The sequence below is a fragment of the Collinsella sp. An271 genome (assembly GCF_002159695.1).
Lineage (GTDB): Bacteria > Actinomycetota > Coriobacteriia > Coriobacteriales > Coriobacteriaceae > Collinsella > Collinsella ihumii.
Window position 1 is genome coordinate 294,355 of sequence record NZ_NFJE01000002.1, and the last position, 15,205, is coordinate 309,559.

Annotated in this window: 11 protein-coding genes; 7 read left to right on the plus strand and 4 right to left on the minus strand. The window is 68.0% G+C overall.

The features are described from left to right. The first annotated feature begins 19 nt into the window (after positions 1–19). Positions 20–775 (plus strand): DeoR/GlpR family DNA-binding transcription regulator, encoded by a 756-nt coding sequence (locus B5F74_RS02950; RefSeq protein WP_087199890.1) that lies wholly within the window; start codon positions 20–22, stop codon positions 773–775. Positions 776–882: 107 nt separating this feature from the next. Here the strand turns inward: B5F74_RS02950 and B5F74_RS02955 are convergent, their stop codons facing one another. Then, positions 883–2,700 carry an adenine deaminase C-terminal domain-containing protein gene (locus tag B5F74_RS02955; RefSeq protein WP_087199892.1) on the minus strand — a complete coding sequence of 606 codons (1,818 nt, stop codon included), beginning with the start codon at positions 2,698–2,700 and terminating at the stop codon, positions 883–885. A 196-nt stretch (positions 2,701–2,896) separates the two neighbouring features. On the opposite strand from B5F74_RS02955, the gene B5F74_RS02960 reads away from it, so the two are divergent. From B5F74_RS02960 to B5F74_RS02975, 5 genes are all read left to right on the plus strand, one after another. Next, positions 2,897–3,616 carry a LytTR family DNA-binding domain-containing protein gene (locus tag B5F74_RS02960; protein ID WP_087199894.1) on the plus strand — a complete coding sequence of 240 codons (720 nt, stop codon included), beginning with the start codon at positions 2,897–2,899 and terminating at the stop codon, positions 3,614–3,616. Continuing rightward, positions 3,613–4,896 (plus strand): ATP-binding protein, encoded by a 1,284-nt coding sequence (locus tag B5F74_RS02965; protein WP_087199895.1) that lies wholly within the window; start codon positions 3,613–3,615, stop codon positions 4,894–4,896. Before B5F74_RS02960 ends, B5F74_RS02965 begins: the two co-directional genes overlap by 4 nt. Before the next feature lie 154 nt (positions 4,897–5,050). Then, positions 5,051–5,221, plus strand: coding sequence for a hypothetical protein (locus B5F74_RS12345; RefSeq protein WP_154018726.1), 171 nt, complete (start codon positions 5,051–5,053; stop codon positions 5,219–5,221). A 2-nt stretch (positions 5,222–5,223) separates the two neighbouring features. Next, a complete protein-coding gene (locus B5F74_RS02970) occupies positions 5,224–5,943 on the plus strand; it encodes an ABC transporter ATP-binding protein (protein ID WP_087199897.1) in 720 nt (239 codons plus the stop codon). After that, positions 5,930–6,955: a hypothetical protein gene (locus B5F74_RS02975; RefSeq protein WP_143753750.1), complete on the plus strand. Its 1,026-nt coding sequence runs from the start codon at positions 5,930–5,932 to the stop codon at positions 6,953–6,955. Before B5F74_RS02970 ends, B5F74_RS02975 begins: the two co-directional genes overlap by 14 nt. Before the next feature lie 262 nt (positions 6,956–7,217). Here B5F74_RS02975 and tyrS read toward each other — a convergent pair whose 3' ends face one another. From tyrS to B5F74_RS02990, 3 genes are all read right to left on the minus strand, one after another. Beyond that, on the minus strand, positions 7,218–8,432 hold the full coding sequence (gene tyrS, locus B5F74_RS02980) for a tyrosine--tRNA ligase (protein WP_066834167.1): 1,215 nt from the start codon (positions 8,430–8,432) through the stop codon (positions 7,218–7,220). Between the two features lie 152 nt (positions 8,433–8,584). Further along, on the minus strand, positions 8,585–10,279 hold the full coding sequence (locus B5F74_RS02985; RefSeq protein ID WP_087199901.1) for a hypothetical protein: 1,695 nt from the start codon (positions 10,277–10,279) through the stop codon (positions 8,585–8,587). Positions 10,280–10,383: 104 nt separating this feature from the next. Beyond that, positions 10,384–12,552: a U32 family peptidase gene (locus B5F74_RS02990; RefSeq protein ID WP_158095677.1), complete on the minus strand. Its 2,169-nt coding sequence runs from the start codon at positions 12,550–12,552 to the stop codon at positions 10,384–10,386. A 171-nt stretch (positions 12,553–12,723) separates the two neighbouring features. Here B5F74_RS02990 and B5F74_RS02995 point away from each other — a divergent pair, with 171 nt between their 5' ends. Beyond that, the gene (locus B5F74_RS02995) at positions 12,724–14,973 is read left to right on the plus strand and encodes a transglycosylase domain-containing protein (protein ID WP_087199905.1); all 2,250 of its coding nucleotides are present in this window, start codon (positions 12,724–12,726) and stop codon (positions 14,971–14,973) included. The last annotated feature ends 232 nt before the right edge of the window (positions 14,974–15,205 follow it).

The window sequence follows — 15,205 nt, forward strand, 5'->3', positions numbered from 1 at the left end:
GAACCGAAAGGACACGCCCATGATGAACGAACGCCGTGAGGCCATCGTGCGCCTGGTCAACAACCAGGGCAGCGCCACCATCACGCAGCTGAAGGACGCCTTCCCCGAGGTGTCGGAGATGACCATCCGCAACGACATCAAGGCGCTCGACGCCGAGCACCGCCTCGTGCGCATCTACGGCGGCGTGCGCTCCATCGAGACCGCGGTCGGCGCGGACGGCCTCATCGACCTGCGCCGCAGCAGAAACGTCGCGGCAAAAGGCGCCATCGCCCGCAAGGCGGCGGGGCTCATCGCGGCGAACACGCACGTCTACCTCGACTCGGGCAGCACGGTCGCCGCGCTTGCCGCGAGCCTTCCCGATGTACAGCTCCAGGTGTTCACCTGCGGCATCTACAACGTGCTGGAACTCGGCAAGTACAGCTACATCAAGACGATCGTCCCCGGAGGCGCGCTCAACCGCTTCAACATGTGCCTGCACGGGAGCCGAGCGGTGCGCGAGGTCTCGCGCATGCATTTCGACCAGGTGTTCATCGGCGCCTCCGGCTACACCCCGGACTCCGGGTTCACCTGCGGCTCCGACGAGGAGGCCGAGCTCAAGCGGGTCGCCATCGCGCGCGCCGACACCCGGATCATGCTGCTCGACTCGAGCAAGGTCGACCGCACGTCGACGTTCACGTTCTGCGATATCAGCGATCTCGACGTCATCGTGACCGAAGGGGACCTGCCGTATGAGCTGAAGATGCGCTGCGAGAAGGCCGGCGTGCGCATCCTGTAGGTCGCAGGCAGGCTGCGGGCACTCCGCGCGCAAACGAATCGGGCGGCCATGCGGCCGCCCGAAATCATGATCTGCAGGCTGATGCGACCGATGTCGCCCCCGCGGCGTCAGCTCGCGTAGGAGAACGTCGTGACGTCGAACATGCCCTCGGGCCGGATGCGCAGCGTCGGGATGACCGGCAGCGGCAGGAAGATCACGCCCATGATGGGATCGAGCGGGGGCTCGATGCCCATAACGCGCGCCTGCTCCATGAAGCGCTCGTGGTCCTGGGCGACCTCCTCGGCGGTCCCCTCGCTCATAAGCCCTCCGAGCGGCAGGTCGATGCGGGCGACGACCTCGCCGTCGCGAACGAGAACGTGACCGCCCTGGTGCACGTTGCTCACGGCGACAAGCATGTCCTCCGGATTGTCACCGACCACGCAGATGTTGTGCGAGTCGTGACCGATCGTCGAGGCGATGGCGCCGCCCGTGATCGTGTAGCCGCGCAGCCATCCGCACCCGATATGCTTGCCCACAAGGCCCAACCCCGCGGGCCCGTCGCCGTCCGCGCCGGCCTCTTGCGCAAAGCAGCCGCGCCCGTGACGCTCGATGAGCGCGATGCGGCGCAGCCCGTCAGCCGACTCGGGATGCGCGATCCCGGTCACGGCGTTGCCCGGGATGACGTCGATGACCGCCTCGCCCGGACGGAACGGATAGGAGAACACGTCGAGCGAGAGCTCGGGCAGATGCACCGAGCCGCGCAGCTCGTCGGCAAGCCGACGGACCTCATCGTTTGCCGGGGCGATCTCGCCCACGAAGCGCCCGTGCTCGGCGACGAGCACGCCCGCCGCGTACACGGCGGCAGGGGCCTCGGCAAACGTCAGGTCATCGAGCAGCAGCAAATCCGCGCGCTTGCCGGGCGCCACCGCGCCGCGGCGCTCGCGCGCATCGCCCATCCCGTGATCGAAACCGAAGCACTCGGCCGCCGACAGGGTCGCCATGGAGATGGCGCGCACCGGATCGATGCCGTGCTCGATCGCCAGGCGGCAGGCGTTGTCGATCATGCCGGTCGCCAGCGCGTCGGAGGGCGCGCGGTCATCGGTCGCGAAGCAGCAGCGCCGCGAGCGCGCGGGATCCTCGATCAGGAGCGGCGCGAGCTGCTCCAGGTCATGGCTGCACGTGCCCTCGCGCAGCATGATGTACATGCCGCGCGACAGCTTGTCGAGCGCCTCCTCGGGCAGGGTGCACTCGTGGTCGGCGATGATGCCCGCCGCGGCGTATGCGTTCAAATCGAGGCCCGAAACCAAGGGGGCGTGCCCGTCGGTCAGGCCGGTAACCGTGTGGCGGGCGGCATCGATGCGCGCGCAGGTCTCCGGATCCGCCCCCGTCACGCCCGGCATGTTCATCATCTCGCCCAGACCGAAGATCTCGCCCGGATGCTCTGCGAAAAACGCCTCCATATCGGCCGCCGAGATCTCGGCGCCGGCCTGCTCGTCGGGCAGCGCCGGCACGCAAGACGGCATCATGAACTTGATGTCGAGCGGAGCGCGGCGGGCGTCGGCGATCATGAACGCGAGGCCGTCGAGGCCGCACACGTTGGCGATCTCGTGGCTGTCGGCGATGGCGGTCGTCGTGCCGCGGGCGAGCGCCATGCGCGCGTACTCCGCCGGGCGGATGTTTGACGACTCGATATGCAGATGGCCGTCGATGAGACCCGGGCAGAGATAGCGTCCCTCGCAGTCGACGACCCGCTCGGCGTCGTAGCGCGCATCGTCGTCACGACCATCGAAGAGCACGCCCACGATGACCCCGTCCTTCACCGCCACCCGACCGGAAACGACCCGATGGCCGTACACGTCCACGATTCGGGCGTTCGTGAACAGCGTATCCGCCGTCACGCGCCCCTCCGCCGCGTCGATGATGCCTTGCAACTGCGTAGATGACATGCCGCGCGCCCCTTTCTGCTGCATTCTCACAGCACGTACCGTATCTCCATCTTACCGTGAGAGCCGCCCCGCACGCCAGGCGACGCAAAAGGGGTCACATCCCGCGCAAACAGCGCATCGGGCGCGTTCGTCACGTCGCTCTCGAATCAGCGCTATGCTATAGCACGACCGTCCGCCTCATCGGGAGGTGAGCCACATGATCGAGATCGCCGTCTGCGATGACGAGCAGCCCTCGCTGGAGCGCTCGAGCGAGCAGGCGCGCTCCAGCGCAGCGCGCCTGCACCTCCAGGCCGACGTGGTTCCCTATACGCGCAGCGACGCGCTCCTGTATGACATCATCGAGGACGGGACCCATTTCGACCTGCTGCTTCTCGACATCGAGATGCCGAACGTCGACGGCATGGACCTCGCCGCTCAGATCAAGCCCCATCTTCCCGATGCCAAGATCATCTTCATCACGTCGCACACCGAATACGCCATAGACGCCTTCGAGCTTTCGGTGTTTCGCTACGTCCCCAAATCGGACATCGCTCAGCGCCTGCCGCGCGCGCTCGACGACGCCCTGCGCATCATCGCGGTCGACGCGGACCGTTCGTTTGCATTCGAGCGCGCGGGCCGCATGGAGCGCATCGCCTACCGCGCGATGAACTACATCGACCGCAGCGGCAAAGACTGCGTCATCCACCATGCGGGATCGGAATCGCGCGTGCGCATGAGCCTGCAGGAGCTGGTCTGCGCCCTCGATTCCGATGAGTTCATCTTCATCGACCGGGGCATCGTGGTGAACCTCACGAAGGTCAAGCGCGTACGCGGGCAGTCCGCCCTCCTTTTGGACGGCACCGAGCTTCCCATCAGCCGCGGACGCCTCAAAGAGACGAAGCGGGCGCTCGCCGTCTTTTGGGGGTCGAAGCTATGAGCGCGTCCCTCGTCGCGCACGTCGCGCTGCTCGCGACGCTCGGCGCGCTGACCGCACCCGCCGCGCTCGCCCTGCTAGAAACCGACAGGCGCCGGCGGCTCATCGCCGCGGCCCTCGGCGCCGTCGCGGGCGCGATAGCGGGTGCCGTGGACCTCATCGGCCCTTTGCCCCTTTCGGGGGAGGCGGCGCTTTGCGTCGCGCTCGCCGTCGGGCTCATCCTGCTTTCCCGCCGCGGCGCCCAGGCGTCGATCCTTGCCGCCTACGCCGCCGCGGCCATCGCTTTCACCTGCGGCGATACCTTGGCGGCAGCCGCCCCCGCCACGTTCTCCCATCTCGACCCGGCCCTGCCCCATGTCATCGGGTCGGCGCTTGCGCTCGCCCTCAGCGCATCCGGCGAAGACCCCGCCGGCGAATCGGACCGCCTGACGCCGCTGTCGACCCCGGGCCTGAAGCGCTTGGGATTCGCGGCGGTCGCCTGCCTCGCGCTCACCGTCGCGACCATGGGCGAGGCGGACGCAGCGGGCGATGCCGGAGCGCCCGTCCGGCTCGTGATCTGCGCCACGCTCATCCTTCTCTACCCGATAAACGCCGTCAACGCCCATGCGGCCCAGCAGCAGCGCCTGGCAGACGCCGCGGCGGCGCAAGCGGAGCTCCTCGAGCGCAACTACCGCACGCTCCGCGAGTCGTATGAGCAGAATTCCCGTCTCTACCACGATTTTCGCAACCACCTGGCAACCCTGAAGGGCTATGCGCGCGCAGGCGACATGCCCGCCGTGAGCGCCTACATCGACGCGCTCGTGGGGCCGCAGGACGCAGGCGGCAGCGCCGCGTGGACGGACGATCCGGCCATCGACCATCTCTTCGCCCTCAAGCAGGCGCGCTGCACCGAGCTGGGCATCACCGCGGATTTCGACGTCTGCCTGCCTCCCAACACCGGCATCCGACCGGCAGACCTCAGCACGGTGGTGGCAAACCTGCTGGACAACGCCATCGAAGCCGCCGCGCAGGTTCCCGAGGGCCGTGCGCGCACCGTCCGCCTGACGGCAAGGCGCGTGAACAACATGGTGATCATCAAGGTCGAGAACACGGCCACAGGGCCGGTCGAGGCGGACGGCGAGGGCCGCATCGCGACCACCAAGGAGGACGCGGAGCATCACGGCTGGGGTCTGAAAAGCGTCGAGGCGACGCTCGACCGCTACGATGGGAGCCTGTCGCTCACCAGCACCGACGACAGCTTCTGCGCGATCGCGACCATGTGCTTCGACGGCGTGCGCGATTAGCGCTTTCGTGCCGAGCGCACCCGCCCCCCGAACGGACGAAAACCCACCCGCAATTCGCGGACAATACCCTGCGATTCACGGACAAATAGGCACGGGGCCCTCTCTTTTGAGATGCTCGGGATGCACCGCAGGAACCAGACAAAAGGAGCATCCCATGAGCCGCCACGTCTATATCCGCATCGCCATCGCCATCATCTTGGGCATCGCCGCGCTCATCTGCCTGGCGACCATGAACGTCTCGGGCCTTCTGCTCTGCGGCTCCCTGTCCGCGATCATGGCCCAGGGCGCGCGCATCGCCGCCCGCCGCGACCGCGAGGGGCGCTAGTCATGGAGACCTCCGAGCTGTTCGGAATCTCCGGGCTCTCCGCGTGGTACGGAACGGCCGACCCCGTCATCGAGGACGTCGCGCTCTCGATCGCACGCGGCGAGGTGGTCGGCGTCATCGGCATGAACGGAGCGGGCAAGACGACCCTGTTCAAGGCGATCGCCGGCGTGCTGGGCACCTGCCGCTATGAGGAGGCCCGTCTCGACGGACGACGCGTGGGCCTCACGGACCGCGCCGTGAAGCGCCGCCGCATCATGGTGTTTTCCGATGAGCGGGCCTTCGGCAACTTCACCTTCCTCGAGTACCTATCGTTCGTGTTTCGCGCCTACCGCACTCCGCTCGCGGACTGCTCCCGCATCGTGCAGGGCTTCGGATTCGAGCGCTACGTGGAGACGCCCCTGCGGGAGCTGTCGCTCGGCAGCCGCAAGAAGGCGTCGCTCATCGCCGCGTTCGCGCTCTCCCCCGACCTGCTCATCCTCGACGAGCCCGTGAACGGGCTGGACTTCGAGAGCACCGAGTACCTGTACCGCCTCATCCGAGGCTACCGCGAGCACGGGTCCGTGCTGTTCTCCTCGCACGTGCTGGAGAGCGTGTGCCTCACCTGCGACCGCGTGCTGGTGCTCGAGCGCACGGACGGCGCCGGGCGCATACGCAAGACGTTTTCCGGCGAGGAGATCTCGCCAGCATCGATTAGGAGCGTGCTGGGCCATGACGAGCTGTAGGGCGTTCATGCAGATGTATTTCGGACGAGGGCCGAAGGCGGTCATCGGCCCGCTCGTCGCGGCGTTTGCACTCTATCTGGCCGCGCAGAGCCTGAACCCGACGTTTAGCATCGCCCCCGCGGTCGTGCTCGCCGCGGCCTCCGTGGCCATGGCAGCCGACGCGATCGCGTCTTGGAGCTCCCGCGCCGCCGCCATCGAGATGGAGGCGGTGTGCGCCCTGCCCGTCACCCCGCATGAGGCCGTCGCCGGATATGCGGTCGCCACCCTGGCGTACGGGGCGCTCACCAAGCTCGTCCCCCTCGCCGCCGCGCTGACCGCGCTCGGCGTCCCCGTGCAGACGTGCATCGCGGGATGCGGGATCGGCACGGTCGTCGGCGGCGCCACGTTTCTCGGCATCGCCGCGATCCGCAGCGCCCTCGGCTGCCCGCTGCGAGGATTCTCCCTCCGGACGCGATGCGCGTTCGCACCGAGCGCGCCGGGCTCCTCACGGGGCAGCGCATGCGTCCTCATCGCGCGCCGCCTGATGTCCAGCGGCTCGATCCTGGCGAACACGGCGGGATTCGCCGTGATGGCCCTGGCGCTCCCCTTGCTGCTCGGGGATATCGGGCCCGTGATGGGCGTCCCCATCGGCCTCGCGATCCTGTCGATCAACACGCCCCTGTGCACGGTCGCATCCGGCGAGCCCGATCTCTCGGACGAGCTCGCCATGCTGCCCGATTCCGGCCGGATGTTCTTCATCCCCTACGCCGGCATGCTCTTCGGCGTCTTTCTCGCCACCGACGGCCTCTTTCTTGCCTCATGGGCGCTGGTCCACGGGCTCGACGCACGCTTTGCCGTGCTCGCCGCCCTCATGGCGGGCGCCGCCGCGTGCGCGAGCGCCGCGCTCGAGCGCTTCCGCCCGGTGCGCGGCTGGTCCGCCGAAAGCGATCTGTGGCGCCATCCCCGCAAGTACCTGGTCCCCTTCGCCCTCTTGCTGCTGGGCCCCATCGCCTCCATCGCGCTGCTGGGATGACGCCGGCCGGGCCGCCCCGCCCGCAGGAACCGACGTGTCCGCGACGGTCTTACAGCGGCCCATGCAAACGTTCACGCCCAAGGGGTGTCCCCGATTTGCAGGAATGCACGCCGAAGGTACGTCCCCAAATTTGCAAAAGTGCACGCGGAAGGTACGTCCCCGAATTTGCATGCTTGTGCTAGTTATGAAAAAGCGGGTGCCGAGGCGATTCTCGGCACCCGCTCCAGGGGTTCAGCTTGTCGGCGGACTTGACGCCGCGCTCCTACACCAGGCGCGCGAACTTGCGCTTGCCCACCTGCAGCACGACGCCGACGTGCAGCAGCTCCGGGTCGACGTTGTAGGACTTGGGCGCGACCGGCTGCTGGTCGATCTTGACGCCGCCGCCGTCGATCAGGCGGCGCGCCTCGCCGGCGGAAGGAGCCAGACCGGCATCCTTCAGCACGCCCGCCAGGTACACCTTGCCCTCGTCGTTCACCTCGAGGTCGACATGGATCTCGGCGATGTCCTCGGGCAGCTGGGACTGCTTGAACACGCGGTCGAACGCCGCCTCGGCCTCCTCGCCCGCGCCGGCACCGTGGTAGGTGTCGCACAGGTCGCGGCCGAGCGCGCGCTTGAGCTCATAGGGGTCGGCGGAACCGTCGGCCAGCGCGGCCTCGATCTTGTCGACCTCGTCGGGCGACAGCGAGCTCGCCAGGCGGTAATACTTGCCGATCATCTCGTCGGGAATCGACATCGTCTTGCCGAACATATCGGCCGGCTCGTCGGTCAGGCCGATGTAGTTGCCGTAGCTCTTGGACATCTTGCGCACGCCGTCGGTGCCCTCGAGCAGCGGCATGGTGAGCGCCACCTGGGGCTCCATGCCCATCTTCTCCATGAGCTCGCGGCCGGCGAGCAGGTTGAACAGCTGGTCGGTGCCGCCCATCTCGACGTCGGCGTCGATCTTCACCGAGTCAAAGGCCTGCATGACCGGGTAGAGGAACTCATGCAGGGCGATCGGCGTCTGGCTCTGGTAGCGCTTGGTGAAGTCGTCGCGCTCGAGGATGCGCGCGACCGTGAACTTGGAGCACAGCTCGAGCATGCCCTTGAGGTCGAGCGACAGGATCCAGTCGCCGTTGTGGACGATGGTCGTCTTCTCGGGATCGAGGATCTTCATGGCCTGCGAGACGTAGGTCGCGGCGTTGGCCTCGACCTGCTCCTGGGTCAGCTGCGGGCGCGTCGTGTTCTTGCCGGACGGGTCGCCGATCATGGCGGTGCCGTTGCCGATGATGAGGGTCACCTTGTGGCCGAGGTCCTGGAACTGGCGCATCTTGCGCAGCGGGACGGCGTGGCCGAGGTGCAGATCGGGGCTCGTGGGGTCGACACCGAGCTTGATGTTCAAGGGCACCCCGCGCTCGAGCTTCTTTCTGAGGTCGGATTCGGGCACAATCTGTGCAGCGCCCGAGGTGATGATGCGCATCTGCTCATCAACTGGCAGCATACCTGCGTCCTCCTAAGTCTCTAGCACCCTCGCCCGGCAACCGGCGGCCACCTCAGGCGGTGCTTATTCGCATGCAACCGTTTCAGTGTAGCGGAGTTGCGCGAACGGGGGCGCAAATACGTCAACCTATCACACCCGACGCGCGGCGGGCGTCACAGCTGGCTGTGGTAGGCGAGGATGGACTTCTTGCCGAACCATTGCGCCAGGCGATAGTTCATGTAGTTGTCCATGTTGTCATAGATGTCGCCCATGAAGAGCACCTTGGGGCCGACCGTGTAATACGGCACGTCGACCTCGTCGCTGTCGCTCGACTCGATGATGGCGCAGCGCTCCCAGACCTCGCGGTCGTAGGCGGCGGCCTCTCCGGAAAGCAGCGAGCGGGCGGCGGAAACCGAGGTCAGGTCGTCGGCATGGCGGCTATCAAGCGCGAGCGCGCCGACCGAGCCGACGATGAGAAGCAGGCAGGTGAGCACGTAGACCGCATACGCCCGCGGGCTGGAGAACAGGCAGAGCCACGCCGTGCGCTCCCCCGCGTCCGCCGCGCGCGCCTCGGTCAGGCGGACGATGCGGCCGACCGTCGACATGACGCAAATGAACACGAGCACCACGAACAGATCGTAGCGGATGTTCTGGACGCGCCCCGGCCCGACGTTGCCCATCGAGTAGAACGTGGGTGTGAAGCTCGCCATGAACAGCGCGAGCGACAGGCCGGCGACCGCCAGAGGGTGCGCAAACGAACAGGTCGAGCGCTTGGCGGCAAGCACCATGAAGGGAAGGGCCACCGCAAGCGCGCAGACGAGGTAGCCGTTCGACCACAGCACGACGTACTCCATGCCGGACAGAGCGCTGTCGGCAAGCGTGAGCACGACGCCGAGGTTGTCACCGGCGAACTGCGACGCCTGGCGCGCCGCGTTGCCGGGTGCCGCCATGGACACCGCGAAGCCCGCGACGAACACCACGAACGCCGGCACGATGAACTTGAGCCTCCCGCGCGCCTTGAGCACCGCGGCGACGCATGCCCCGCCGAGCAGGAGCGCCGACACGATACCCGTCACGAAGTTGCCGCCGGCGACCACGAACGCAAGCAGCACCAGCGCGACCGCGCGCGCCGCAGAGCCCCGACCGGAAAGCGGCCCCTTGCGCGTGCGGCCGCGGACCAGGCGCACCGAGAGGCCCGCCATCACGAGCATGAGGGCGTGGTAGAACGTGTAGTAGATCGCGGCGTTGTACCAGTAGATGCCCTCGACCGGGCTCGGGAGCAGCTGCGTCTGCAGCAACAGGATGAGGCTGGCGAGCGCGACCAGGGGCAGCCGGCCGGCGTCGAGCACGTCGCGCACGAGCACCGAGGCGCAGTACCACGTCGCGAGCATGAGCGCGGCGAGTATCCCCACCGCGCCGAACCCGTAGAGCGCCTCGCTGAACACGCCGGGCTGCAAGGCCATGAGCACGATGGCCGAATAGGTGCCCTGCCAGGAGAAAAACGTGTCGTACGCCTCCTGCAGAGCGGCGCCGATCGCGTCAATCACGCTGCCGCCCGCCTGCAGCGCCAGATGCGCATCGACACCGTAGTGCCAGTCGTCGGCGAAGCTGTGGTTGTACGGACAGATGGCAAGAAGCGGCACGAGCGCGGCGACGAGCAGGACCACCAGCGCCGCCGCCGACGCCAGGTAGACGGCGCGCCATCCCAGGCGAGGGGCCGAACCCGAGGCGTCGGGCGGTATGATTTCGGGATCGTGGTCAATATGCCCATCGAACCGGGGCGTTTCGGGGCGTCTGAAGTGCGCGGGGGCGGTCGAGGCGCCCGTTTGGACGGAATCTCCCCTCGTTGAACCTGTCGTTATGGCCATCTTGTCTCCTTTGTCAGTTTGAAGAAGGACATCAGAGGCCGCGAGAACGCCCCTCGAGCCTCATGATTCCCGGTTCGATGGGTAAATTGACCACGATTCGAGAATCATAGGGAACCGTTGATGCATTTTGCCAGTTCCGGTCCGGCAAAACGCGCGGAATCGAGCGGTTTGGGCACCCCGGACGCACGATGCGCTGCAACTCCACCGGGCGATGGGTTGGTTGGGGACGTGTTCGTTTCAACCCATCCAGAAGCCGGGACCGTGTCGACGAGCACGGCGCCGAGGCCGCGGGCGGCAAGCTCGTGCGCCAGGCCCCGGCGATCTTGCGGCCTGGCATCGAAGATGCGCGTGCGTCCCCAGATGTCCACGGCGACGGGCAGGCGGGTGCCGTCCGCCTCCACGAGATAGCGCACAGCGGACCGACGCGCGCAGGCGGCATGGTCGCCGTCGCAGGGCCCCTCGGCCGTGAGCAGGCAGTGCTCGCAGATCATGAGCTCGGGCGAGCCGGCGACGCGCACGCCGCACGAGCCGGCGGGGGCCGCGTCCACGAGCGCGCGCACCTGGCCGTCCGCAAGCTCGTCGGGAAGCCAGACGCGCCGGGTGCCGAGCCCGAGCAGCCAGCGCACCGTCGTGCTGTTGGTCGCCGACACCGGCGCCGCGACCTCGAACACGGCCCCGCTTTCGCGCGCAAGCTCGATAGCGCCCAGGTTGCGGCAGACCACCGCCCGCGCCCGCGCGCACAGCTCGCGCACGCGGGGCTCGTCCGAGACGCGGCAGGGCTCGTCGAGCACGACCGTCAGGCTGCCCAATAGCTCCTCCCAGCCGGAATCCTCGGCGATCCGATACGCATGGACCGCGACCTCGTCGACGCCGCCGTCGGCGAGCAGGGCGCGCGCGTCCTCCGGCGTCGCCGCCGCCACGATCCGCGCGGGCGCGCCGCCGCCCGCGCCCGACGGGCGCTCGCGCACGGCCGTGGCGGGGGCGCCTTCCCGCTGCGGCGCCGGTATGGGGGCCTCAAGGCGCCCTGCCTCGGCGCGCAGCGCCGCCACGGCAGCCTGGGCCTCGCTCAACACGCGGGCGCTCGCGGTCAGGTGGACGGGGCTGCCCGCGCCCACGCGCCGCTTGCAGCGCACGCGGATCCGATCGCCTGCCGCGCCCGACACCTCGCAGGGCACGAGCGGAAAGCGTCGCGGCACGTCGGCGGGAGCGTCCGGGGGTAGAACGGTGCGGATCTCGAGCGTGTCACCCGCCTCCACCGCTTGCGTGAGCTCAACGATCACCTCGTAGTGGCCGCGCTCGGCCACGGTCCCCACGCGCACGCCCTGGTTGATGGCGCGCTCGAAGCTCATGAGCTCCGCGCCGGAGGTGCCGCGCAGGTACGCATCGGTCAACCCCCGGTTGAACGAGCGGCCGAGCTGGACCTCGAGCTCGTCCAGGGCGCCATCGTCGAGCGCCTCCCCCGACGCCAGCGCATCGAGCGCCGTCCGGTAGGTGCGCACGACGTTGTACACGTAGTCGGGGTTCTTCATGCGCCCCTCGATCTTCAAGGCGGCCACGCCGGCGTCCGCGAGCTCGGCGAGATGGCGAATAGAGCAGTAGTCGCGCGGGCACAGGAGGCGCTCGCCGACGTCCTGCGCCACGGGGAGCCCCCGCCCGTCCTCGAGACGATAGGACAGGCGGCAGGGCTGCGTGCAGTCGCCCCGGTTGGCGGAGCGCCCGCGGCGCAGAGCCGAGAAGGAGCACGACCCCGAATAGCAGATGCAGATGGCGCCGTGGCAGAACACCTCGACCGGCACGCCCTCGGCGCACAGCTCGGCGATCTCGGCCACCGAGAGCTCGCGGGCGCACGTCACGCGCTCGACCCCGAGCTCCCGGGCGGCGAGGCGCGCGCCCGCCGCGGACATGACGCCCGCCTGCGTCGACAGGTGCAGCTCGAGCCCGGGCACCTGCTCGCGCACCAGGCGGGCCAGCCCGGCGTCGGCCACGATCAGCGCGTCGGCGCCCGCGGCGAAGGCCCGCCGCGCCAGGTCGACGGCGGCCGCCTGCTCCCCTTCGCGCAGATAGACGTTCTCGGTCACGTAGACGCGCACGCCGTGGTCGTGGGCGACCCGACAGGCGCGCGCGAACGTGGCCAGATCCATATCGCGGGCGGCGGCGCGCGCGTTGAAGGCGCCGAGCCCTGTATACACGGCGTCGGCGCCGGCGGCGACCGCCGCGAACAGCGCATCGGCCGACCCCGCGGGGGCCAGCAGCTCGGGCACGGGTCTTCTCACGTCGTTCGCCTCTCCTTCGACAACAGGTTGAAGCAGCACGTCTGCCAGCCTTAAGGCAGTATGCAAACGGTCTGGAATTTGACACCGCTCAGGATACACGACAGCACCCGCCAGGGTCTTGCGGTAATGTATGGGCATCTATGCTAAGCCATTTCGGTTGGAGGTCATCACATGGGTCCTCGCGAGCGCCAAACACGTCATCGCGCCAAGACGCATACGCTTCCCGTCATCTTCGGCTCCTTCTTCGCCTTTTTCCTGATCTTCTGCGTCGCGTTCGGCGTGGGCATGGTCGGAAACGTCTCCAGGTGGCTGTCGGATCTTCCCGACTACACCAACGCGGACAACTACATGGTGTCGGAGCCCACGTCCATCTTGGACGCCAACGGCAACGAGATCGCGAGCCTGTACGTGCAGAACCGCGACATCGTCGAGTACGACCAGATCTCCGACTACGTGCTCCAGGGCACCATCGCCACCGAGGACGAGCGCTTCTACCAGCACCACGGCGTCGACGTCGTCGGCATCATGCGCGCCGTGGTGGTTCAGCTCACCGGCGGCTCCGAGGGCGCCTCGACCATCACCCAGCAGCTCGTGCGCAACACGATCCTGTCCGAGGAGCAGTTCGACAACACCATCGAGCGCAAGGTGCGCGAGGCGTGGATCGCACTGCAGATGGAAAAGATCTTCTCCAAGGAGGAGATCCTCACCATGTACCTCAACACCATCTACTTCGGCCACGGCGCCTACGGCATTCAGGCTGCCGCCCAGACCTATTTCTCCAAGAACGCCTCCGACCTCACCCTCGCCGAGGCGGCGCTGCTCGTCGGCCTGCCCAACGCGCCCTCGCAGTACGACCCGACCGTGAACCCGGACCTCGCGATCCAGCGCCGCAACATCGTTTTGTCGCGCATGGTGAGAAACGGGGTCATCTCCCAGGAGGAGGCCGACGCCGCCGCGGCCGAGGAGCTCGCGCTGAACGTGACCGAGCAGCCCGACAACGGCATGTACGCCTACCCCTACTTCGTCGAGTACGTGCGCGGCATGCTCACCGAGGAGTTCGCGACCGACGTGCTGTTCGCCGGCGGCCTCACCATCAAGACCACCATCGACCCGACCATCCAGCAGCAGGCCGAGCAGGCCGCGCTCGAGTACGTGAACGAGCTGGGCGTCGACGAACTCAACGTGGGCATGACCGTCATCGACCCCAAGACCGGCTACATCAAGGCCATGGTCGGCGGCCGTGACTACTATGCCGACGAGAACCACATCAATTACGCCACGCTGCGCCGCTCCACCGGCTCGTCGTTCAAGGGCATCACGCTGGCCGCGGCGATCAACGAGGGCATGAGCCCCGACACGCTCATCAACTGCAGCTCGCCCATGAAGATCACCGACGACTACACGCTGCAGAACTACGGCGGCTACTCCTACGGCGTCTCCACGCTGGCGCGCGCGACGGCCGTGTCGTCCAACACCGGCTACGTGCAGGTCGCCCTCGCCATCGGCAACGACAAGATCATCGATATGGCCGAGCAGCTCGGCATCAACACCGAGGAGGCCGGACTCGATTCCCACGCGCCGTCGATGACACTCACCGGCGGTTCCGTCGGCTGCTCCACGCTCGAGATGGCCGAGGCGTTCGGCACGTATGCGGCCGGCGGCCAACATCGCAACTCGGTGGCGGTCACCGAGATCCTGAACCGTGACGGTGAGATCCTCTACCAGCACCAGGACAGCCCCGAGGAGGTCCTCACCGCCGGCGAGGCCGAGGCCGTGACGGGCGTTCTCGAGGGCGTCATGGTCGGCGAGGGCTCCGGCGTCCCCGGCTACCCGTACGAGATCAACCAGCCCGTTGCCGGCAAGACCGGTACCGCCGGCACGTCTTCCCAGGCCACCGACCTGTGGTTCGTCGGCTACACCCCGCAGCTCTCCGTGGCCGTGTGGATCGGCAACTCCCAGTCCAATTCGCCTCTGCCCTCGTCGCTGCACACCTACAACACCGTGCTGCCGATCTTCCGCACCTTCATGAACACCGCGCTTGCCGGCGTTGCGCGCGAGGAGTTCCCGACCGGCGACACCCCCGACTACAAGCCCGCAAGCTCTTGGGACTTCGTGGGCGGCAACGTCAGCGGCACCGATACCGCCGAGACGGCCGAGACCGCCGAGACTCCGGAGACCGCAGAGACGCCGGAGACGCCGGAGACCGTCGACTCCCCCGAGTCGCCCTCCTCGCCGTCGTCCCCGTCATCTCCGTCGTCCCCGTCGACGCCGAACACCGGCTCGCCCTCGACGCCCACGCCGCCGACGACGCCGCCGAGCCCGACGACCCCCGATCCGGAGCCGGAGCCCGAACCGGAACCCGAGCCCGAGCCTGAACCCGAGCCGGATCCCAATCCGACCACGCCCTCGACAACGGCTTAGAACCGCGAGCGGGGCCCGACGAAGCGATTCGTCGGGCCCCGCTCTTTTTCGTTCTTTTGACTAGGGAAACGCCGATTGTTTGCTCTCGCGGCGATCGATCCCATGACGGACGCCTGGATGCCTGGGCGGCAGGAGGCGACCCCGCGCGCGTTTTTCCCTGCTGACCGGGCTTCCGGAGCGCGGACGCACTGCTGTGTCATCGGCCCCAAAGCGCGCCCTCAGTGCGTGCGCC